The organism is Enterobacter sp. R-1.6.2, from assembly GCF_035064085.1.
GTDB lineage: Bacteria > Pseudomonadota > Gammaproteobacteria > Enterobacterales > Enterobacteriaceae > Enterobacter > Enterobacter asburiae_B.
Window position 1 is genome coordinate 61,886 of record NZ_JASEYI010000010.1, and the last position, 19,912, is coordinate 81,797.

21 protein-coding genes and 1 pseudogene are annotated in these 19,912 nt (G+C 56.9%); 9 read left to right on the forward strand and 13 right to left on the reverse strand.

Features of this window, described 5'->3' with window-relative positions; genetic code table 11:
• Window positions 1–43 precede the first annotated feature (43 nt).
• The 4 genes from QMN93_RS12560 to dolP are packed head-to-tail and all read left to right on the forward strand — an operon-like array spanning window position 44 to window position 3,771.
• Complete coding sequence (locus tag QMN93_RS12560; RefSeq protein ID WP_182382745.1) at window positions 44–2,221, forward strand: penicillin-binding protein activator; 2,178 nt, start codon at window positions 44–46, stop codon at window positions 2,219–2,221.
• Window positions 2,179–2,574: a YraN family protein gene (locus tag QMN93_RS12565; protein ID WP_028014533.1), complete on the forward strand. Its 396-nt coding sequence runs from the start codon at window positions 2,179–2,181 to the stop codon at window positions 2,572–2,574. Before QMN93_RS12560 ends, QMN93_RS12565 begins: the two co-directional genes overlap by 43 nt.
• Window positions 2,575–2,595: 21 nt before the next feature.
• Window positions 2,596–3,186, forward strand: a complete 591-nt coding sequence (diaA, locus tag QMN93_RS12570) for a DnaA initiator-associating protein DiaA (protein ID WP_003861754.1) — start codon at window positions 2,596–2,598, stop codon at window positions 3,184–3,186.
• Between the two features lie 9 nt (window positions 3,187–3,195).
• On the forward strand, window positions 3,196–3,771 hold the full coding sequence (dolP, locus tag QMN93_RS12575) for a division/outer membrane stress-associated lipid-binding lipoprotein (protein WP_029739641.1): 576 nt from the start codon (window positions 3,196–3,198) through the stop codon (window positions 3,769–3,771).
• Window positions 3,772–3,838: 67 nt separating this feature from the next.
• Here dolP and QMN93_RS12580 read toward each other — a convergent pair whose 3' ends face one another.
• Both QMN93_RS12580 and QMN93_RS12585 read right to left on the reverse strand, forming a co-directional pair.
• Window positions 3,839–4,876: a permease gene (locus tag QMN93_RS12580; RefSeq protein WP_182382746.1), complete on the reverse strand. Its 1,038-nt coding sequence runs from the start codon at window positions 4,874–4,876 to the stop codon at window positions 3,839–3,841.
• Between the two features lie 40 nt (window positions 4,877–4,916).
• Window positions 4,917–5,561 carry an NAD(P)H-binding protein gene (locus QMN93_RS12585; protein ID WP_064673361.1) on the reverse strand — a complete coding sequence of 215 codons (645 nt, stop codon included), beginning with the start codon at window positions 5,559–5,561 and terminating at the stop codon, window positions 4,917–4,919.
• Window positions 5,562–5,689: 128 nt separating this feature from the next.
• Between QMN93_RS12585 and QMN93_RS12590 the strand changes: the two genes are divergently transcribed.
• Window positions 5,690–6,208, forward strand: coding sequence for a type 1 glutamine amidotransferase domain-containing protein (locus QMN93_RS12590; protein WP_023333577.1), 519 nt, complete (start codon window positions 5,690–5,692; stop codon window positions 6,206–6,208).
• Here QMN93_RS12590 and QMN93_RS12595 read toward each other — a convergent pair.
• Window positions 6,188–6,622, reverse strand: coding sequence for a YhbP family protein (locus QMN93_RS12595; protein WP_064673362.1), 435 nt, complete (start codon window positions 6,620–6,622; stop codon window positions 6,188–6,190). The two genes, QMN93_RS12590 and QMN93_RS12595, sit on opposite strands and share 21 nt — an antisense overlap.
• 14 nt (window positions 6,623–6,636) lie before the next feature.
• Here QMN93_RS12595 and QMN93_RS12600 point away from each other — a divergent pair, with 14 nt between their 5' ends.
• Window positions 6,637–6,966: a GIY-YIG nuclease family protein gene (locus QMN93_RS12600; RefSeq protein ID WP_023309323.1), complete on the forward strand. Its 330-nt coding sequence runs from the start codon at window positions 6,637–6,639 to the stop codon at window positions 6,964–6,966.
• Here the strand turns inward: QMN93_RS12600 and QMN93_RS12605 are convergent.
• A complete protein-coding gene (locus tag QMN93_RS12605; RefSeq protein ID WP_023309324.1) occupies window positions 6,953–7,456 on the reverse strand; it encodes a GNAT family N-acetyltransferase in 504 nt (167 codons plus the stop codon). The two genes, QMN93_RS12600 and QMN93_RS12605, sit on opposite strands and share 14 nt — an antisense overlap.
• Complete coding sequence (locus tag QMN93_RS12610) at window positions 7,450–7,974, reverse strand: SCP2 domain-containing protein (protein WP_029739636.1); 525 nt, start codon at window positions 7,972–7,974, stop codon at window positions 7,450–7,452. The genes QMN93_RS12605 and QMN93_RS12610 overlap by 7 nt, the downstream gene beginning before the upstream one ends.
• A 211-nt stretch (window positions 7,975–8,185) precedes the next feature.
• Here QMN93_RS12610 and QMN93_RS12615 point away from each other — a divergent pair, with 211 nt between their 5' ends.
• From QMN93_RS12615 to QMN93_RS12625, 3 genes are all read left to right on the forward strand, one after another.
• Window positions 8,186–9,181, forward strand: coding sequence for a peptidase U32 family protein (locus QMN93_RS12615; protein ID WP_023309326.1), 996 nt, complete (start codon window positions 8,186–8,188; stop codon window positions 9,179–9,181).
• Between the two features lie 7 nt (window positions 9,182–9,188).
• The gene (locus tag QMN93_RS12620; protein ID WP_047060462.1) at window positions 9,189–10,067 is read left to right on the forward strand and encodes a U32 family peptidase; all 879 of its coding nucleotides are present in this window, start codon (window positions 9,189–9,191) and stop codon (window positions 10,065–10,067) included.
• Window positions 10,068–10,145: 78 nt separating this feature from the next.
• The gene (locus tag QMN93_RS12625) at window positions 10,146–11,153 is read left to right on the forward strand and encodes an LLM class flavin-dependent oxidoreductase (RefSeq protein WP_047060267.1); all 1,008 of its coding nucleotides are present in this window, start codon (window positions 10,146–10,148) and stop codon (window positions 11,151–11,153) included.
• 63 nt (window positions 11,154–11,216) lie between these two features.
• On the opposite strand, the gene mtr is transcribed toward QMN93_RS12625, so the two are convergent.
• The 8 genes and pseudogenes from mtr to rbfA form a co-directional block, all read right to left on the reverse strand.
• Window positions 11,217–12,461, reverse strand: coding sequence for a tryptophan permease (gene mtr, locus QMN93_RS12630; RefSeq protein WP_045355428.1), 1,245 nt, complete (start codon window positions 12,459–12,461; stop codon window positions 11,217–11,219).
• Between the two features lie 142 nt (window positions 12,462–12,603).
• Window positions 12,604–14,490, reverse strand: coding sequence for a DEAD/DEAH family ATP-dependent RNA helicase (locus QMN93_RS12635; protein WP_193140089.1), 1,887 nt, complete (start codon window positions 14,488–14,490; stop codon window positions 12,604–12,606).
• Complete coding sequence (yrbN, locus tag QMN93_RS12640) at window positions 14,483–14,563, reverse strand: protein YrbN (protein WP_097397692.1); 81 nt, start codon at window positions 14,561–14,563, stop codon at window positions 14,483–14,485. Before yrbN ends, QMN93_RS12635 begins: the two co-directional genes overlap by 8 nt.
• A gap of 107 nt (window positions 14,564–14,670) precedes the next feature.
• Window positions 14,671–15,555 (reverse strand): lipoprotein NlpI, encoded by an 885-nt coding sequence (nlpI, locus tag QMN93_RS12645; RefSeq protein ID WP_023309331.1) that lies wholly within the window; start codon window positions 15,553–15,555, stop codon window positions 14,671–14,673.
• A gap of 50 nt (window positions 15,556–15,605) precedes the next feature.
• Window positions 15,606–17,802 (reverse strand): annotated as a pseudogene (gene pnp, locus QMN93_RS12650) (polyribonucleotide nucleotidyltransferase).
• Between the two features lie 242 nt (window positions 17,803–18,044).
• The gene (rpsO, locus tag QMN93_RS12655) at window positions 18,045–18,314 is read right to left on the reverse strand and encodes a 30S ribosomal protein S15 (RefSeq protein ID WP_003861789.1); all 270 of its coding nucleotides are present in this window, start codon (window positions 18,312–18,314) and stop codon (window positions 18,045–18,047) included.
• A gap of 154 nt (window positions 18,315–18,468) precedes the next feature.
• Window positions 18,469–19,419, reverse strand: a complete 951-nt coding sequence (gene truB, locus QMN93_RS12660; protein WP_193140091.1) for a tRNA pseudouridine(55) synthase TruB — start codon at window positions 19,417–19,419, stop codon at window positions 18,469–18,471.
• Window positions 19,419–19,823, reverse strand: a complete 405-nt coding sequence (rbfA, locus tag QMN93_RS12665) for a 30S ribosome-binding factor RbfA (protein ID WP_003024988.1) — start codon at window positions 19,821–19,823, stop codon at window positions 19,419–19,421. The genes truB and rbfA overlap by 1 nt, the downstream gene beginning before the upstream one ends.
• Window positions 19,824–19,912: the final 89 nt, after the last annotated feature.

A 19,912-nucleotide genomic window follows, 5' to 3' on the forward strand; every position in this document is an offset into this window, starting at 1 on the left:
ATTTAATATTGAGCATTGCGTAAAAAAAATCACTGGATACAGTATGGTACCGTTAACGTTTCTTCGAAAAAAAGCCACGCGCAGCGTGCCGCTTCTGCTGGCAGCCCTGATCTTTGCAGGCTGTGGCACCCAGGCACCTGACCAGAGCACCGCCCATCTTCAGGGGTCTGCTCAGGCTGATTCTGGCTTTTATCTGCAACAAATGTCGCAGAGTTCAAATGATACCAAGACCAACTGGCAATTACTCGCCATTCGTGCACTGCTGAAAGAGGGTAAAACCCAGCAGGCAGCCGAACTGTTTAATCAGTTGCCGAAAGATCTTAACGACGCCCAGCGTCGTGAGCAGAGCCTGCTCTCTGCCGAGCTGAAGGTCGCGCTGAAAGATTACGCCGCCGCGAAGAAGATCCTCGGTGACATTGACGTGAGCGCGCTGGATAAAAATCAGCAGGCTCGCTTCTGGCAGGCGGGCATTACCGCTGAGCAGGGGCGCCCTTCTCTCACGCTGCTCCGCGCCCTCGTCGCGCAAGAGCCGCTGCTCGGCGGTGCCGATAAGCAAAAAAATATTGATGCCACCTGGCAAGCGCTTGCCTCGATGACTCAGGAACAGGCGCAGGCTCTGGTCATCAACGCCGATGAAAACGTCCTTCAGGGCTGGCTGGATCTGCAGCAGATGTGGTTTAACAACCGCAGCGATCCAAAGATGCTGAAGGCCGGTATTACGGACTGGCAGACGCGCTACCCGCAAAACCCGGGGGCGAAAATGCTGCCAACCCAGCTGGTAAACGTGCAGAACTTTAAGCCAGCGTCCACCAGCAAAATCGCCCTGCTTCTGCCGCTCAACGGCCAGGCGGCGGTGTTTGGCCGTACCATTCAGCAGGGCTTTGAAGCCGCGAAAAACGGTACCACTTCGGTAACCGGCAGCGCGGTTCCCGCGCAGGCGGCCCAGTCGGCTAACGTGAATGATGTGGTCAGCCCGTCCGCAGCGGAGACCAGCGATCTGACCACGGCGCAAGCGCCGGCGCAGGGTACGATGCAAAACCCGGTGACGGCCCCGACGACGCCTCCGGCTACAGCAGCACCTGCTGCGGCAGCCCCGGCTACTACAGCACCTGCTACTCAGGCTCCGGCCGAGACGCAAGCGGCACCAGCACCTGAAGCGACAGCAGAACAGCCTCAACCGCAGCCTGCACAACCCGCGGCCCAGCCTGCTGCGCAGCCGCAGACCGTGGCAACCACCAGCGCCAACCCGGGCGCTGAGGTGAAAATTTACGACACCAGCTCGCAGCCGCTTGACCAGGTTCTGGCGCAGGTTCAGCAGGACGGGGCGAGCATCGTTGTCGGTCCGCTGCTGAAAAACAACGTGGAAGAGCTGATGAAGAGCAATACCACGCTGAACGTGCTGGCGCTCAACCAACCTGAGCAGGTTCAGAACCGGGCCAATATTTGCTACTTCGCGCTTTCCCCTGAAGATGAAGCCCGCGATGCGGCGCGCCATATTCACGAGCAGGGTAAGCAGGCTCCGCTGCTGCTCATCCCACGCAGCGCGCTGGGCGATCGCGTGGCCAATGCCTTTGCCGATGAGTGGCAGAAGCTGGGCGGCGGCGTGGTGTTGCAGCAGAAATTTGGTTCCGCCTCTGAACTGCGCGCGGGCGTAAACGGTGGAGCGGGTATCGCGCTCAACGGCAGCCCTGTCACCGCGAGCCTGCCGCCGCAGCAGGGCGTGACGATTGGCGGCCTGACGATCCCTGCCCCGCCTACCGACGCGCAGATTAGCGGTGGCGGCAAAGTGGATGCGGCCTATATCGTTGCCACGCCGCAGGAGATCGCCTTTATCAAACCGATGATCGCGATGCGTAACGGCAGCCAGAGCGGCGCAACGCTTTACGCCAGCTCACGCAGCGCGCAGGGCACCGCAGGCCCGGATTTCCGTCTGGAAATGGACGGTCTGCAGTACAGCGAAATTCCGATGCTGGCAGGCAGCAACCCGGCGCTGATGCAGCAGGCGCTGAGTACCGTACGTAACGATTATTCGCTGGCGCGTCTGTATGCGATGGGTGTCGATGCATGGGCGCTGGCGAACCACTTTACCCAGATGCGTCAGGTGCCGGGCTTTGAGCTTAACGGCAACACCGGCGATCTGACCGCGACTCAGGACTGCGTGATCAACAGGAAGTTATCATGGCTCAAATACCAGCAGGGGCAAATCGTCCCGGCCAGTTAAGCCGTAAAGAGACCGGCGATGCGTGGGAGTTAAAGGCGCGTCGCTGGCTTGAAGGCAAAGGACTGCGCTTTATCGCCGCTAACGTCCGCGGGCGCGGCGGCGAAATCGACCTGATCATGAAAGACGGTCAGGTTATCGTGTTTGTAGAAGTCCGCTTTCGACAGTCCTCCCGTTTTGGCGGTGCTGCCGCCAGCGTGACGCTCGCCAAACAACATAAATTATTACAGACTGCCCACTTGTGGCTTGCCCGCCATAATGGGAGCTTTGATACTGTGGATTGCCGGTTCGATGTGATAGCCTTCACCGGAAATGAGATCGAATGGCTTAAAAACGCTTTTGGCGAAGACGCATAATTAAGATTTAAAAGGGATAACGTGCTCGAAAGAATTAAAGTGTGCTTCACAGAAAGCATCCAGACTCAGATTGCCGCGGCGGAAGCCCTTCCGGATGCTATCTCGCGTGCCGCAATGACGCTGGTGCAATCCCTGCTTAATGGCAACAAAATCCTCTGTTGTGGCAACGGCACGTCAGCCGCCAACGCACAGCATTTTGCTGCCAGCATGATCAATCGCTTTGAAACAGAACGCCCGAGTTTACCCGCCATTGCACTTAATACCGATAATGTGGTCTTAACGGCGATTGCTAACGATCGTCTGCATGACGAAATTTACGCAAAGCAGGTGCGAGCCCTGGGTCATGCGGGAGATGTGCTGCTGGCCATCTCCACGCGCGGCAATAGCCGGGACATTGTCAAAGCCGTTGAAGCCGCCGTCACCCGCGACATGACCATCGTGGCCCTTACCGGCTATGACGGGGGTGAGCTGGCGGGTCTGCTTGGGCCGCAGGATGTGGAAATCCGCATTCCTTCTCACCGAAGCGCGCGTATTCAGGAGATGCATATGCTCACGGTGAACTGCTTATGTGATTTGATCGATAACACGCTTTTCCCTCACCAGGATGATTAAGGAGTTCTTATGAAGGCTTTATCGACCCTCGCAGTCCTTATGTCTGCATTACTGCTTCAGGGATGTATCGCTGCGGCCGTTGTGGGTACCGCCGCGGTAGGCACCAAAGCGGCAACCGATCCACGCACCGTGGGGACACAGGTGGATGACGGTACGCTGGAGCTGCGCGTCAACAGTGCGCTGTCGAAAGACGAACAAATCAAGAAAGAAGCGCGTATCAACGTGACGGCTTATCAGGGCAAAGTGCTGCTGGCAGGCCAGGCGCCGAATCTGGAGCTCGCCTCTCGCGCGAAACAGATTGCGATGGGCGTCGAAGGGACCACAGAGGTGTTTAACGAAGTGCGCCAGGGCAAGCCAATTGGCCTGGGTGACGCCTCTTCCGATACCTGGATCACCACCAAAGTGCGTTCCCAGCTGCTGGGCTCGGACCAGGTGAAATCCTCCAACGTGAAAGTGACGACTGAAAACGGCGAAGTGTTCCTGCTGGGTCTGGTGACCGACCGTGAAGGGAAAGCGGCGGCGGATATCGCCAGCCGTGTGAGCGGCGTGAAGCACGTCACCACCGCGTTTACTTACATCAAATAAAAAAAATCCCCTCGCTTGAGGGGATTTTTTTGTAGGCCCGGTAAGCGCCAGCACCACCGGGCTTTTTTTACATCAACGCAATACTGCCCACAATCACCCCGCTCAACGCCACCAGTCCTGCGGTCAGCCACAGCGCTTTCGCCGGGAACGACTTACACAGCATGATAAGCGACGGCAGGCTGATCGCCGGCAGCGTAATCAGCAGCGCCAGCGCCGGCGCGGTGCCCATACCGGCCAGCATCATGGTCTGAACAATCGGGATTTCCGCCGCCGTTGGGATCACAAACAGGCAGCCTGCAACGGCCATCGCAATGACCCACATCAGCGTGTTGTCGATAGCGCCATCCGCATGCGGAAAGAGCCAGACGCGCGCCGCCCCCAGAACCAGTACCGCCAGGATATAGACCGGGATGGTGCTCCAGAAAAGCTGCCAGAGCGCCCTGCCCCAGCGCGCAAAGAAGCCACCCTGCGGCTCGCTGACGTCCAGTTCGACGGCTGAAGGTTCTGCGGCAGTATCCTTCACCAGTTTTTGCACCAGCGTCGCCACCACCAGCACGGTCAGCAGCCCGGCGACCAGGCGGATGAACGCGAAATGCCAGCCCAGCACAAAGCCCATAAACACCAGCGTCGCCGGGTTGAGCAGCGGGTTCCCCATCCAGAACGCCAGCGCGCCGCCCATCGATACGCGCTGACGGCGCATCCCTGCGGCCACGGGCGCGGCGCAGCAGGAACACATCATGCCCGGCAGGGAGAAAATCGTCCCCAGCAGCGTGCCCTGAAAGCGCGGCTGCCCAAGGGTTTTCACCAGCCAGTTGCGGGGGATAAGCACCTGAATCAGCGAGCCCAGAATGACGCCTAAAACGGCGGCCTTCCAGACGGCAAGGAAGTAGACCATGGCGTAGTCCCACGCCGCCTGAAGCGGGCTGGAATCAGCCTGAGCGAGAATAGATTTACCGATGCTGTGCGTTTCGGCGGCGGTGAAGGCTTTGCCGTAGTACGGCTGCCATTTCACGTACCAGAGGCCAACAATGACCACGAGAAAGAAGAGTGCGGGCTTCCACCACTGAACAGGTGTTGCCGCCTGAGATGAAGACTGACCAGTCATAGCATTCCCCGGAGAGTATTAGGTTATTAGCCGGGGGAGTTTACGCCTCGCCCTGCGCGATTTCACGCAGTTTTGCCGAAGGGATAATGTTAACACCCGCTTTCGACGGGGCCAGCCCCTCTTTTAGCATCGCGCGCGCGACGTCCCGCGCCTCGATGGATTTCCAGTTGCCGGGAAGAATGCGAAACAGCGGGGCAAATATCGACTCGTTAAACCGGCGTTCGTCCCGGTGGCCGATCAGCATCGAAGGGCGCACAATCGTCAGCTGCTCCCATTTCTGCGCAATCAGCGCATCCTCCATCTTGCCCTTCACCTTGTTGTAGAAGAAAGGCGACCCGGCACTGGCGCCCAGCGCGCTGACCACCAGAAAATGTTTGGCCCCCAGCTTTTTCGCCGTGAGCGCGGTATCCACCACCAGCGTATAGTCGGCGTGGATAAAGGCCTCTTTGCTGCCCGCCTCCCGCCGCGTGGTGCCCAGACAGCAAAAGGCGATATCAATGGGATCCTGCACCTGCGCCAGCGCGTCGGTCAGCTGAGGATCGTGCGGATTAAAGGCGCCGGATAAGTCCGCCAGCGGTCGACGCGTCGGGGCGGCGATATAATTCACGCGGCGATCCTGAATCAGCAGCCGCAGCAGATGATCGCCCACTAACCCGGTAGCACCCGTAATCAATACCTGACTCATCTTTTCCCCTTTACAGAATTGTCCGTTTGCGAACTCAGCGTCGTCGACCACACTTAGAAGTCTGTTACAGGTAAGTATTTACCACAAGCGGAGAAAAATCAGTCTGAAGCCAAAACAACGGAGGAAGCATGGGCAAGAAAATCGCAGTCTTGATTACCGACGAGTTTGAAGATTCAGAATTCACCTCTCCAGCAGAGGCGTTCCGCAAGGCGGGACATGAGGTCATCACCATTGAGAAAGAGGCAGGCAAAACGGTGACAGGCCATAAGGGCGAAGCGACCGTGACCATCGATGAAACCATCGATAACGTTAGCCCCTCAGATTTCGACGCTCTGCTGTTACCCGGCGGCCATTCCCCGGATTCCCTGCGCGGGGACGAGCGCTTCGTGACCTTCACCCGGGACTTTGTCTCGACCGGCAAACCGGTCTTTGCCATTTGCCACGGCCCGCAGCTGCTCATCAGCGCAGAAGTGGTCCGCGGGCGAAAGCTTACCGCCGTGAAACCGATCGTTATCGATCTGAAAAACGCGGGGGCCGAGTTTTACGATCAGGAGGTGGTCAACGACAAAGACCAGCTGATCACCAGCCGAACCCCGGACGATCTCCCGGCGTTTAACCGCGAAGCGCTACGCCTGCTCGGCGCGTAACCAGTGCAGCTTCTTGCCAAAGCCCAGGGTGTTGTCGGTAAATTTCAGCTCATCGAGGCGGATTTCCCACACCGGGGCTTTTAGCGCAGCGGCAACGGGAAAGCGGCGCGTGTAGAGCTTACGGCGCGCGTCGCTCTCTTCACCATCCAGACGACGGATCTCCCCTTTAAACTGCACGCCGCGGATCAGCGCGACCGTTTTCGGCTGGCCGTTTACCGTGCCTGCCACCTTTGCCTGCTGGCCGCTCATCTGCGCATGACGCGTTTTGTCTTCACTCATGACATAAAAAGCCACGCGCTCAGGGTCATAGTAGTAAAACGCATTTGCGCACCACATTTCACCCTCGTCACAGACGCACCAGGTGACAACATGCTGCTTCGCCAGCCAGCGGTTAATGGCGGCCAGTGTTTCCATTTTCGTTCTCTCTCATGCTATGGTGCGTTCACCTTAACATACTGAATCCGTTTACCGTGTGCTGGTTTCTCTATCTTGTCCGAACCGCTGATAACGCCCTCTACACCGGGATCACCACCGATGTGGCGCGGCGTTTTTTACAGCATCAAACGGGGAAAGGGGCAAAAGCGCTACGGGGGAAAGGGGAATTACAGCTCGCCTTCTCAGCGGCCGTCGGCGACCGATCGCTGGCGCTCAGGCTGGAATACCGCATCAAGCAGCTGACGAAGCGCCAGAAAGAGCGCCTCGTGACCGGAGACGGCTCCTTTGAGGCGCTGCGCGAGAGCCTGATTAAAAGCGATTGAAATGGTCGTGATACTCGACCAGGCCATTGACGCCGTTGAGCGCGTCGTCCGCCAGTCGATGGACCTGGAAAGCAGATTCCGTACCCGGCCAGCGACAGCGCAGATCGTAATGCGCGGCCTGCTCAAAGCCTAAACGGCCATAGAACGCCGGATCGCCCAGCGTGACAACGGCCGCGTAACCGAACTCATTGAGCGAATCCAGCCCTTCATAGACCAGCTGGCGTGCCAGCCCCTGCCCGCGATAGCTTTCATCTACCGCCAGCGGCGCCATGCCTACCCACTGCAGCTCTTCGCCCTGAACGATGACCGGACTGAAGGCAACATAACCCACCACCTGACCTTCGTCATCGGTGGCAACCAGCCCCAGCGTAATCAGGCCGTCTTCGCGAAGGTCATGGACCAGTTGGGCTTCGGCATCGCTCGCAAAGGCGCGGCGTAACAACGCATCGATCCCCGGCGCATCAATCCCAATTTCGACTCGAATCAGCATGGCTCACCTACTGAAGTGTGTTTACCGTCCGGCGGGGTTTTCAGCCCTGCCTCAACGAAATCTGCCATTTGCATTAACATCACGCGCAGCGCTTTTGGCATCTGCTCCAGCTCAATGGCATCCATTAAATTCTTCACGTACAGGCCCAGCTCCGTGTCGCCTTCAATTACCAGACGGCGCTGGAAGAAGAGCGTATCCGGATCCTGCTTGCGCGCGGCGATCATCAGCAGATCGCTGGCGTTGGCGCTAAAGCTCACATCCGCGTCGGCGGATTCGCGTACGATCAGCTGGTCATTCTCAACGGAGGTAAACCAGCGCAGCCCGATGTCACGCACCTCAATGCTTAACCAGCGGCCTTCCAGGAACTCCAGCTCGCCGTCCTGCAGCGCCTGGCGGAACTGCCAGCTCAGGACCTGCTCCAGCACCTGGCGTTTAAGCGCGAACGGCGCCAGCTTGACCGGCACGCTCAGCATTGATGGACCAAATTGTACGAGACGTGAACGCAGTTTATCCAGCACGAGCTTTACTCCCTGATATCTATAGTCCTGCTATTTTGCCATATCCGAAGCGCAACATAGCGGCGTAAATCAACAAACCGTCGTCAGCCGTACCTCATTATTGGTGTCATCAATACGCCATTAGCTGCCTTAAATCAAAAATTGTCGCGTATGGGTTAATTAAAATCCCAGCTCGTTAACAATTTTGCGATCGACTACATCAGGATAAATTATGGAGCTGCTCTGCCCTGCCGGAAATCTTCCGGCGCTTAAGGCGGCCATCGAAAATGGGGCCGATGCGGTCTATATCGGGCTGAAAGATGACACCAACGCCCGCCATTTTGCTGGCCTCAACTTTACGGAGAAAAAGCTTCAGGAAGCCGTTAACTTCGTTCACCAGCACCGCCGCAAGCTGCATATTGCCATCAATACCTTTGCTCATCCTGACGGCTACGCCCGCTGGCAGCGCGCGGTGGATATGGCAGCACAGCTGGGTGCCGATGCGCTGATCCTGGCCGACCTCGCCATGCTTGAGTATGCGGCAGAACGCTATCCCCATATTGAGCGCCACGTCTCTGTTCAGGCATCTGCCACCAACGAAGAGGCGGTGCGTTTTTACCATCAACACTTTGACGTGGCCCGCGTGGTGCTGCCGCGCGTGCTCTCTATTCATCAGGTTAAGCAACTCGCACGCGTCACGCCAGTGCCGCTGGAAGTTTTTGCCTTTGGCAGCCTGTGCATCATGGCCGAAGGCCGTTGCTATCTTTCCTCTTATTTAACCGGTGAATCGCCGAATACCGTCGGGGCCTGCTCTCCTGCCCGCTTTGTTCGCTGGCAGCAGACCCCTCAGGGCCTGGAATCTCGCCTGAATGAGGTGCTGATTGACCGCTACCAGGACGGTGAAAACGCCGGTTATCCAACCCTGTGTAAAGGCCGCTATCTGGTCGACGGCGAGCGCTATCACGCGCTGGAGGAGCCGACCAGCCTCAACACGCTGGAGCTACTGCCGGAACTGCTGGCGGCCAATATTGCCTCGGTGAAAATCGAAGGTCGTCAGCGCAGCCCGGCCTACGTGAGCCAGGTGGCGAAAGTGTGGCGTCAGGCCATCGACCGCTGCATGGCGGACCCGCAGAACTACGCTCCACAGCAGGCCTGGATGGAAACGCTTGGTTCGATGTCCGAAGGCACGCAAACCACGCTTGGCGCGTATCACCGTAAATGGCAGTGAGAAAATCATGAAATATTCATTAGGACCGGTGCTCTACTACTGGCCAAAAGAGACGCTGGAAGATTTTTACCAACAGGCCGCCACCAGCAGCGCCGACGTGATTTACCTCGGCGAAGCGGTGTGCAGCAAGCGCCGCGCCACAAAAGTGGGCGACTGGCTGGATATGGCGAAAGGTCTGGCCGGCAGCGGCAAGCAGGTGGTGCTCTCCACGCTCGCGCTGGTGCAGGCGTCGTCCGAACTGGGCGAGCTGAAGCGCTACGTCGAAAACGGCGAGTTCCTGCTGGAAGCGAGCGATCTGGGCGTAGTGAACATGTGCGCTGAACGCAGGCTGCCGTTCGTCGCGGGTCATGCCCTGAACTGCTACAACGCCGTCACCCTGCGCCTGCTGCTCAAACAGGGGATGACGCGCTGGTGCATGCCGGTGGAACTCTCGCGCGACTGGCTGGCAAACCTGCTTAACCAGTGCGACGAGCTGGGCATTCGCAATCAGTTTGAAGTGGAAGTGCTGAGCTACGGCCATCTGCCGCTGGCCTACTCCGCCCGCTGCTTCACCGCGCGCTCGGAAGACCGCCCGAAAGACGAATGCGAAACCTGCTGCATCAAGTACCCGAACGGACGCAGCATGCTGTCGCAGGAGAGTCAGCAGGTGTTTGTCCTCAACGGTATTCAGACCATGAGCGGCTATGTCTATAACCTCGGCAACGAGCTGGCGTCGATGGACGGGCTGGTGGATATGGTTCGGCTGTCGCCGCTGGATACCGGCGTGTTCGCGATGCTGGACGCCTTCCGCGCCAATGAAGACGGCGCCGCACCGCTGCCGCTGACGGCAAACAGCGACTGCAACGGCTACTGGAGACGGCTCGCCGGGCTGGAGCTGCAGGCGTAAAAAAGGCTCACTTTGTTAACAACGGTTATCATTATTTAATGCAGTATTAAAGATTGACCGTCGACAAAGTGAGCTGTTATGACTGACAAAACCATTCCGTTTTCGGTGCTGGACCTGGCGCCGATCCCTCAGGGCTCCTCGGCAAGAGAAGCCTTTTCGCACTCTCTGGATCTGGCTCAGCTGGCCGAAAAGCGTGGCTATCACCGCTACTGGCTGGCCGAACACCACAACATGGTGGGCATCGCCAGCGCCGCGACATCGGTACTGATTGGCTATCTGGCTGCAAATACCACCACCCTGCACCTGGGCTCCGGCGGCGTAATGCTGCCGAACCACGCCCCGCTGGTGATTGCCGAGCAGTTTGGCACCCTGAATACCCTCTATCCTGGGCGTATTGATTTGGGTCTTGGTCGTGCGCCCGGCAGCGACCAGCCGACCATGCGCGCCCTGCGCCGCCATATGAGCGGCGATATCGACAACTTCCCGCGCGACGTGGCCGAGCTGGTGGACTGGTTCGACGCGCGCGATCCGAACCCGCACGTACGCCCGGTACCGGGCTACGGTGAGAAGATCCCGGTGTGGCTGTTAGGCTCAAGCCTCTACAGCGCACAGCTCGCCGCACAGCTGGGGCTGCCGTTTGCGTTTGCCTCCCACTTTGCACCGGATATGCTGCATCAGGCGCTGCATCTCTACCGCACGAACTTCAAACCGTCCGAGCGTCTTGAGAAGCCGTACGCGATGGTGTGTATCAACATCATTGCCGCCGACAGCAATCGCGACGCGGAATTCCTGTTTACCTCCATGCAGCAGGCGTTTGTGAAGCTGCGCCGCGGTGAGACGGGCCAGCTTCCACCGCCGGTGGAGAATATGCATCAGCTGTGGTCCGCCTCCGAGCAGTATGGCGTGCAGCAGGCGCTGAGCATGTCGCTGGTAGGCGATAAATCGAAAGTGCGCCACGGGCTGGACGCGGTGCTGCGCGAAACGCAGGCGGATGAGATTATGGTTAACGGCCAGATTTTCGATCACCAGGCGCGTTTGCATTCGTTTGAACTGGCGATGCAAGTGAAAGAGGAACTGGTGGGGTAGTTTTTTGCATTTCTCCCTCTCCCTATGGGAGAGGGCCGGCGTGAGGGGTTCAAACCGCACGTTTTACTGGTAAACGGGCAACAGATTAAAACTCGACAGCACGTGTACCAGTGCGTTACCAACGCCGAATACCAGAATCAGCGCAATCATCGGCTTGCCGCCCCAGACGCGGAATTTCGGGCTACCGAAGCGTTTACGTGATTTGCGCGCCAGCAGCGCCGGCACAATTGCCGCCCAGATAGTTGCCGCCAGCCCTGCATAGCCGATGGCGTACAGGAAGCCGTTCGGCCACAGCAGACCGCCCACAATCGGCGGCAGGAAGGTCAGCAGCGCGGTTTTTAAACGCCCCATCGCAGAATCATCAAAGCCGAACAGATCCGCCAGATAGTCAAACAGGCCCAGCGTCACGCCCAGGAAAGAGCTCGCCACCGCAAAGTTAGAGAAGATAACCAGCAGTAGATCCAGGCTGCGGCTGTTCAGCACGCCGCTCAGCGCCTGCACCAGCACGTCGATGTTACCGCCCTTCTGGGCAATGCCGATAAATTCCGGACGCGGGATGTTGCCCATCGTCCCCAGCAGCCAAATCACATACAGACCCAGCGCCAGCAGCGTGCCGTAGACCAGACACTTCACAATGGTGCGGGGATCTTTGCCGTAGTACTTCATCAGGCTCGGCACGTTACCGTGGTAGCCAAACGACGCCAGACAGAACGGCAGCGTCATCAGCAGGTACGGCGTGTAGGAGGTGTTCACTTCGGCGACGTTAAACAGCGTGGCGGGCGTCACGTGCCCCAGCAGGCTGCCGAAGGTCAGGAAGAAAGTGATGACCTTCGCGCCTAATACGATCGCCGTCATGCGGCTCACCGCTTTGGTACTCATCCAGACGATAAACGCCACAGCCAGCGCAAAACATAACCCTGCCAGACGCGCCGGAACGTTCAGCGACATCTCCGAGAAGGTGTGATGCAGAATCGAGCCGCTCGCCGAAATATACGCGTAGGTCAGGATATAGAGCACAAACGCGATGGACAGGCCGTTCACCAGGTTCCAGCCTTTGCCCAGCAGATCTTTGGTGATGGTGTCGAAGCTGGAGCCAATGCGGTAGTTCAGGTTTGCTTCAAGGATCATCAGCCCGGAATGGAGCATGCAGAACCAGGTAAAGACCAGCGCCGCCAGCGACCAGAAGAACCACGCACCGGACATGACCACTGGCAGGGAAAACATCCCGGCACCAATGATGGTTCCGCCGATGATCACCACGCCGCCAAGCAGCGAAGGTGACGTTTGGGTGGTGGTTAGTGTCGCCATACAGCCTTTTCTCCAGTCAATCATGCGGTTCTGCATTTTAATGTGACGCACTGTACCAGTACAAGAGTACAAAAGGAATAAAAAAAGCCCCGATAGCGTGTATCGGGGCTGTATATTTTACTTTACGTCAGTTGCGTAAGGCTTACGCGTCACGGCGACGGCTGGTGCCTTCGTCACGACGTGGGCCGCGGTTTTCGCGACGCTCGCCGGAGAAACGACGTGGTTCACCGCGACCTTCGCTGCGGCCGCCTTCACGACGTTCGCCACCGAAGCTGCGACCACCGCCACGACGTTCACCACCGCGGTCAGGACGTGGCTGTGCATCGCCCATCAGCTGCATGTTCATCGGCTTATTCAGGATGCGGGTACGCGTAAAGTGCTGCAGCACTTCGCCCGGCATGCCTTTTGGCAGCTCGATGGTAGAGTGGGATGCGAACAGCTTGATGTTACCGATGTAACGGCTGCTGATGTCACCTTCGTTAGCGATCGCGCCAACGATGTGACGAACTTCAACGCCATCATCACGGCCCACTTCAATGCGGTACAGTTCCATATCACCCGCGTCACGACGTTCACGACGTGGACGATCTTCACCACCACGCTCTGGACGGTCACCACGTGGGCCACGGTCATTACGGTCGCCACGACGTTCGAAGCGATCGTCACGGTCACGGAATTCACGCTTAGGACGCATCGGCGCATCTGGTGGCACGATCAGGCTACGTTCGCCCTGAGCCATTTTCAGCAGTGCTGCAGCCAGGGTTTCCATGTCCAGCTCTTCGCCTTCAGCGGTAGGCTGAATCTGCGACAGCAGCGCACGGTACTGGTCCAGATCGCTGCTTTCCAGCTGCTGCTGTACTTTCGCGGCGAATTTTTCCAGGCGGCGTTTGCCCAGCAGATCTGCGTTTGGCAGGTCAGCTTCTGGAATGGTCAGCTTCATGGTGCGTTCAATGTTACGCAGCAGACGACGCTCGCGGTTCTCAACGAACAGCAGCGCACGACCCGCACGACCCGCACGACCGGTACGGCCGATACGGTGAACGTAAGACTCGGAATCCATCGGGATGTCGTAGTTAACAACCAGGCTGATACGCTCAACGTCCAGACCACGTGCTGCCACGTCGGTTGCAATCAGGATATCCAGACGACCGTCTTTCAGACGCTCCAGAGTCTGCTCACGCAGGGCCTGGTTCATGTCGCCGTTCAGCGCTGCGCTGTTATAGCCGCTATGCTCCAGGGCTTCAGCCACTTCCAGGGTCGCGTTTTTGGTACGCACGAAGATAATCGCCGCATCAAAATCTTCCGCTTCCAGGAAACGTACCAGCGCTTCGTTTTTGCGCATGCCGTACACAGACCAGTAGCTCTGGCTGATGTCCGGGCGAGTGGTTACGCTGGACTGAATACGCACTTCCTGAGGATCTTTCATGAAGCGCTTAGTGATACGACGAATCGCTTCTGGCATGGTGGCAGAGAACAGCGCGGTCTGATGACCGTCCGGGATCTGCGCCATGATGGTTTCGACGTCTTCGATGAAGCCCATACGCAGCATTTCATCTGCTTCATCCAGTACCAGGCCGCTCAGTTTAGAGAGGTCCAGAGTACCGCGCTTCAGGTGATCCAGCAGACGGCCCGGCGTACCGACAACAATCTGTGGCCCCTGGCGCAGGGCGCGTAACTGCACGTCATAACGCTGGCCGCCGTACAGGGCTACCACGTTTACGCCGCGCATATGTTTAGAGAATTCCGTCATGGCTTCTGCAACCTGAACAGCCAGTTCACGGGTTGGAGCCAGGACGAGGATCTGCGGTGCACGCAGGTCCGGATCAATGTTGTTCAGCAGCGGCAGCGAGAATGCTGCAGTTTTACCGCTACCAGTCTGGGCCATGCCCAGCACGTCACGACCAGAAAGCAGGTGTGGGATACACTCAGCCTGGATCGGAGATGGTTTTTCGTAACCCAGATCGTTAAGGGCTTCAAGGATAGGAGCCTTCAGGCCCAGATCTGCAAAAGTGGTTTCGAATTCAGCCATGTAGTACAAGTGCCTCGATATTAATGGCGGCCAGTCTACTTAGCTCATCGTGAAAATGATTAGCAATTTTCATTGAAAAGTGTGAACCGGCTCAAAGTAGGTGTATTGACGAACAACAACGCCCTCACCAGTTAAGGTGATGGCAATCAAAAGATTACGGGCTGATGTTTATGTCGTCAGCTATTGCTGGTCCGATTCTGCCAGGTCGTCATGCTCCTGGCCCAAGAGCGATAATTCCAACAATGCATAACGGTGCTCAACGAAGTTGTGTACGTTGTTAGCAACCGCTAATTTGAACAGTGCCGTAGCGCTGTCCATATCCCCCAGACTTAGGTAGTACTTACCTAAATAGAAGTTGGTTTCACTGAGATGCTCAGCGAGCGAGGTGTTATCCGTTGCGTCCGCCTTGAGGCGTTCCATCAGCGTTGCTTCGCTAATGTTGCCCAGGTAGAACTCGACAATGTTCCATCCCCACTGTTCCTTGTCCGATTTATCGAAGCGCTGTTTTAGTGCCTCTTTTGCCTGCTTCTCATCGAGCTTCCGCTCAACGATGTAAAGCCACAGGCTACGGAAAGGATCATTAGGATCGTCTTGATAAAACGCCAGCAGATCATCTTGCGCTAACTTATCACGACCGCCGTAATACAATGCGATACCGCGATTCAAGTGCGCGTAGTTGTAAGTTGGATCAAGCTCAAGTACAGAATCAAACGCTTCATAGGCAGCATCAAAATTGCCTGCCTGCGTTAAATAAATGCCTAAGTAATTGAATACTTCAGGCATATCAGGTCGGATAGCCAGCGCTTGTGAAAAATCATTTCGCGCCAATGCCCTCAGACCGAGACTATCATACAACACTCCGCGCTCATATAAAAGCTGTGCGCGTTCTTCATCGGTTAAAGCCCGACTGGCAAGTATTTGTTCCATGCGTGCCAGAATCACTTCCTGCTGCAAAGTCGGTTGCAATGGCACTGCGAGGACTTCGCTCTTACGCCAGGCAGAGTTGCTGCATCCTGCCAGCGTTAAAGCTGTCGCAACGAAACACCAGCGCAAAAAAGGCTTCATTTCCCACTCCCGAAGACAACTATTGGATGAACGTCCTGTCCCCCGGCGGCTTAACAAGGCGTCCTGCCTGATAATAGGCCCTCCGCAAAGCGGAGGGCAAATGGCAACTTACTCGCCTTGCTGTTCTGCTGCCTGTGCTTCTGGCGCAGCAGCTGGCTGAGACTGCTCGGTTGCTTCTTTAATGCTCAGACGGATACGGCCCTGGCGATCAACTTCCAGAACTTTCACCGGGACTTCCTGACCCATCTGCAGGTAATCGGTCACTTTCTCAACGCGCTTGTCAGCGATCTGAGAGATGTGAACCAGACCTTCTTTACCGCCACCGATGGCAACGAACGCGCCAAAGTCAACGATACGGGTCACTTTACCTGCATAGACGCGGCCCACTTCGATCTCTGCCGTGATTTCTTCGATGCGACGGATCGCGAATTTCGCTTTCTCGCCGTCGGTTGCTGCGATCTTCACAGTACCGTCATCTTCGATTTCGATCGTGGTGCCAGTCTCTTCGGTCAGCGCACGGATTACGGAACCGCCCTTACCGATAACATCTTTGATCTTGTCTGGATTGATCTTGATGGTGTGGATACGTGGAGCGAACTGAGAAATGTCGCCACGCGGCGCGTTAATCGCCTGTTCCATCACGCCCAGGATGTGCAGACGCGCACCTTTAGCCTGGTTCAGAGCAACCTGCATGATCTCTTTGGTGATACCTTCAATTTTGATATCCATCTGCAGCGCAGAGATACCTTCGCGGGAACCCGCTACTTTGAAGTCCATATCGCCCAGGTGGTCTTCGTCACCCAGAATGTCAGACAGAACAACGAAGTTGTCGCCTTCTTTCACCAGGCCCATTGCGATACCCGCAACAGCGGCTTTGATCGGCACGCCTGCATCCATCAGCGCCAGAGAAGCACCACACACGGAAGCCATGGAAGAAGAACCGTTGGATTCGGTGATTTCAGAAACCACACGAACGGTATACGGGAATTTGTCAGCTTCTGGCATCACTGCCAGCACGCCGCGCTTCGCCAGACGACCGTGACCAATTTCACGACGCTTCGGCGAGCCAACCATACCGGTTTCGCCTACGGAGTACGGAGGGAAGTTGTAGTGGAACAGGAAGCTGTCAGTGCGCTCGCCCATCAGTTCGTCGATGATCTGTGCATCACGTGCAGTACCCAGGGTCGCGGTAACCAGCGCCTGCGTTTCGCCACGGGTGAACAGCGCGGAACCGTGAGTACGTGGCAGAACGCCAGTACGCACATCCAGACCACGGATCATGTCTTTTTCGCGGCCATCGATACGCGGCTCGCCTGCCAGTACGCGGCTACGAACAACGTTTTTCTCGATTGCGTGCAGGATGTCGCTCAGTTCGTTAGCGTCCAGCGTTTCGTCTTCAGCAACCAGCGTCGCGATAGTTTCAGACTTGATCACGTCAACCTGAGCGTAACGCTCCTGTTTGTCAGTGATGCGGTATGCATCGCTCAGACGAGATTCTGCCAGAGCTGCAACACGTGCGTTCAGCGCGTCGTTTGCTGCTTCTGGCTGCCAGTCCCAACGTGGTTTACCGGCTTCTTTCACCAGGTCGTTGATGTTCTGGATAACGATCTGCTGCTGGTCGTGGCCAAATACCACAGCGCCCAGCATCTGGTCTTCGCTCAGCAGTTCAGCTTCGGATTCAACCATCAGCACAGCCGCTTCAGTACCCGCAACAACCAGGTCCAGCTTACTTTCTTTCAGCTCTTCCTGGGTTGGGTTCAGCACGTACTGGTCGTTGATGTAGCCAACGCGCGCGGCACCGATTGGGCCATTGAATGGAATACCAGACAGTGACAGGGCAGCGGATGCGCCGATCATGGCAACGATGTCCGGGTTAACCTGTGGGTTAACGGAAACAACGGTCGCGATAACCTGTACTTCGTTAACGAAGCCTTCCGGGAACAGCGGGCGAACCGGGCGGTCAATCAGACGCGCAATCAGGGTTTCGCCTTCGCTTGGACGGCCTTCACGACGGAAGAAACCACCCGGGATTTTACCGGCAGCGTAGGTACGCTCCTGGTAGTTAACGGTCAGCGGGAAGAAGTCCTGACCTGGTTTAGCTTTTTTCTGGCCAACAACGGTAACGAATACCGCAGTGTCATCCATGCTTACCATAACGGCAGCAGTAGCCTGACGTGCCATCATGCCGGTTTCCAGCGTGACGGTATGTTGACCATACTGGAATTTACGAACGATCGGATTCAGCAAAGTTCTGTCCTTTCTTAAATGTTTGACAGCACACCACCGGTGTGCTGTCGATTTAACCCGACCTTCTTCGCATCCTCGCGACTAATGACAACCAACACCCCCATGGGTGAAGCCTCTCATTAGCCGCGCGAACCTCTGCAATGAAGATCATTTATAGCAACAATACAATAGTTTCCAGTGAATTGCTGCCGTCTGGTTGAAAAAAGGGGCCATCAGGCCCCCTTTTCTGAAACTCGCAAGAATTAGCGACGCAGACCCAGACGCTCGATCAGCGCGGTGTAGCGTGCAACATCTTTACGTTTCAGGTAGTCGAGCAGTTTACGACGCTGAGAAACCATACGCAGCAGACCACGACGGCTGTGGTGATCTTTTTTGTGCTCTGCAAAGTGACCCTGCAGGTGGTTAATCTGTGCAGTCAGCAGTGCAACCTGAACTTCGGTAGAACCGCTGTCGTTAGTACCACGACCAAACTCAGAAACGATTTTAGCTTTAGCTTCAACGCTTAGAGACATTTTCAAACTCCAAAGTATAAAGAATGTAAGGATGCCGATCTCTAATTCAGCAATCCCATGTACGCCCCGCAGATTGTTAAACAATTTACCAGGCGTTAAGCGGCGATATTCTACTCGTCTCCCCTGCTTATCGCAAGACGAGGTGTTATCACCGTCACGCGTCGACCGGATATTCGACGACCAGACGACGCGGCGCAACGCGCCCTTCGCCATCCATTTCGCCCATACCGATGAATTTCCCTTCGTCACCTTCGGTCACGCGTACCAGTCCTTCCAGCGGCGCTTGTGCCGTACGAACCGGGTTGCCGTTCTTAAAGTAAACGGACGATGTTAAAGGAAGATTAACAACCGGGAAGTCCGCTGCCGGACTGTCCATCGGCATCAGCAAAGGATCCAGCAAATCTGCCGGCGCAATCCCCTGCGCTTCCGCCTGTTCTACCAGCTCGCGCAGATATTCCAGGGTCACCATCCGCTCCACCGGGTACTTGCTCACCGCCAGGCGGCGCAGGTAAATCACATGCGCGCCGCAGCCCAGCTTTTCACCGAGGTCGTCGATGATGGTGCGAATATAGGTCCCTTTCGAACAGTGTACTTCCAGCTCCAGTTCATCACCTTCGTGGCGAATAAACAGCAGCTCGTACACGGTTATCGGACGGGCTTCACGCGGAACGTCAATGCCCTGGCGCGCATATTCGTAGAGCTTCTTGCCCTGATATTTCAGCGCCGAATACATCGACGGCACCTGCATCGTGTCTCCACGGAAGCTCTCCAGCGCAGCATCAAGCTGCTCCGCGCTGAACGTCACCGGACGCTCTTCCACCACCAGGCCATCCGCGTCGGAGGTATCCGTGCGCTGGCCCAGTTTAGCGATAACGCGGTAGCGCTTATCGGAGTCGAGCAGGTACTGGGAAAACTTTGTCGCCTCTCCCAGGCAGACCGGCAGCATGCCGGTTGCCAGCGGATCGAGCGCGCCGGTGTGGCCCGCACGGTTGGCGTTATAAATGCGCTTAACTTTCTGCAGCACGTCGTTGCTGGAAGCGCCCTGGGGTTTATCCAGCAGCAGCACACCATGCACGTCGCGACCGCGACGACGAGGACGACTCATTAGTCCTCCTTGCTATCGTCCGCCGGGTTAACACGACGCTCGTCATCATGTTTAACCACGCTGGTCACCAGGTTGGACATACGCATACCTTCGACCAGCGAGTTGTCGTAGAAGAAGGTCAGCTCAGGCACGATGCGCAGGCGCATCGCTTTGCCTAGCAGGGAGCGGATGAAACCAGAGGCTTCCTGCAGCGCTTTAATGCCGTTTTTCACTGCCGCTTCGTCCTGATCGTTCAGGAAGGTGACGAACACTTTTGCATAGGCCAAATCGCGGGACATTTCGACACCGGAAACGGTGGTCATCATGCCGACGCGTGGGTCTTTAATTTCACGTTGCAGAATGAGTGCGATCTCTTTCTGCATTTCCTGCGCTACGCGCTGAGGGCGACCAAATTCTTTCGCCATAATAAATTCTCCAGACAAAAAAGGGGCTAAAAGCCCCTTTTAAAATTATTGCCGGGTGGCGCGAGGCGATCCCGGCTTACAATCGGTAA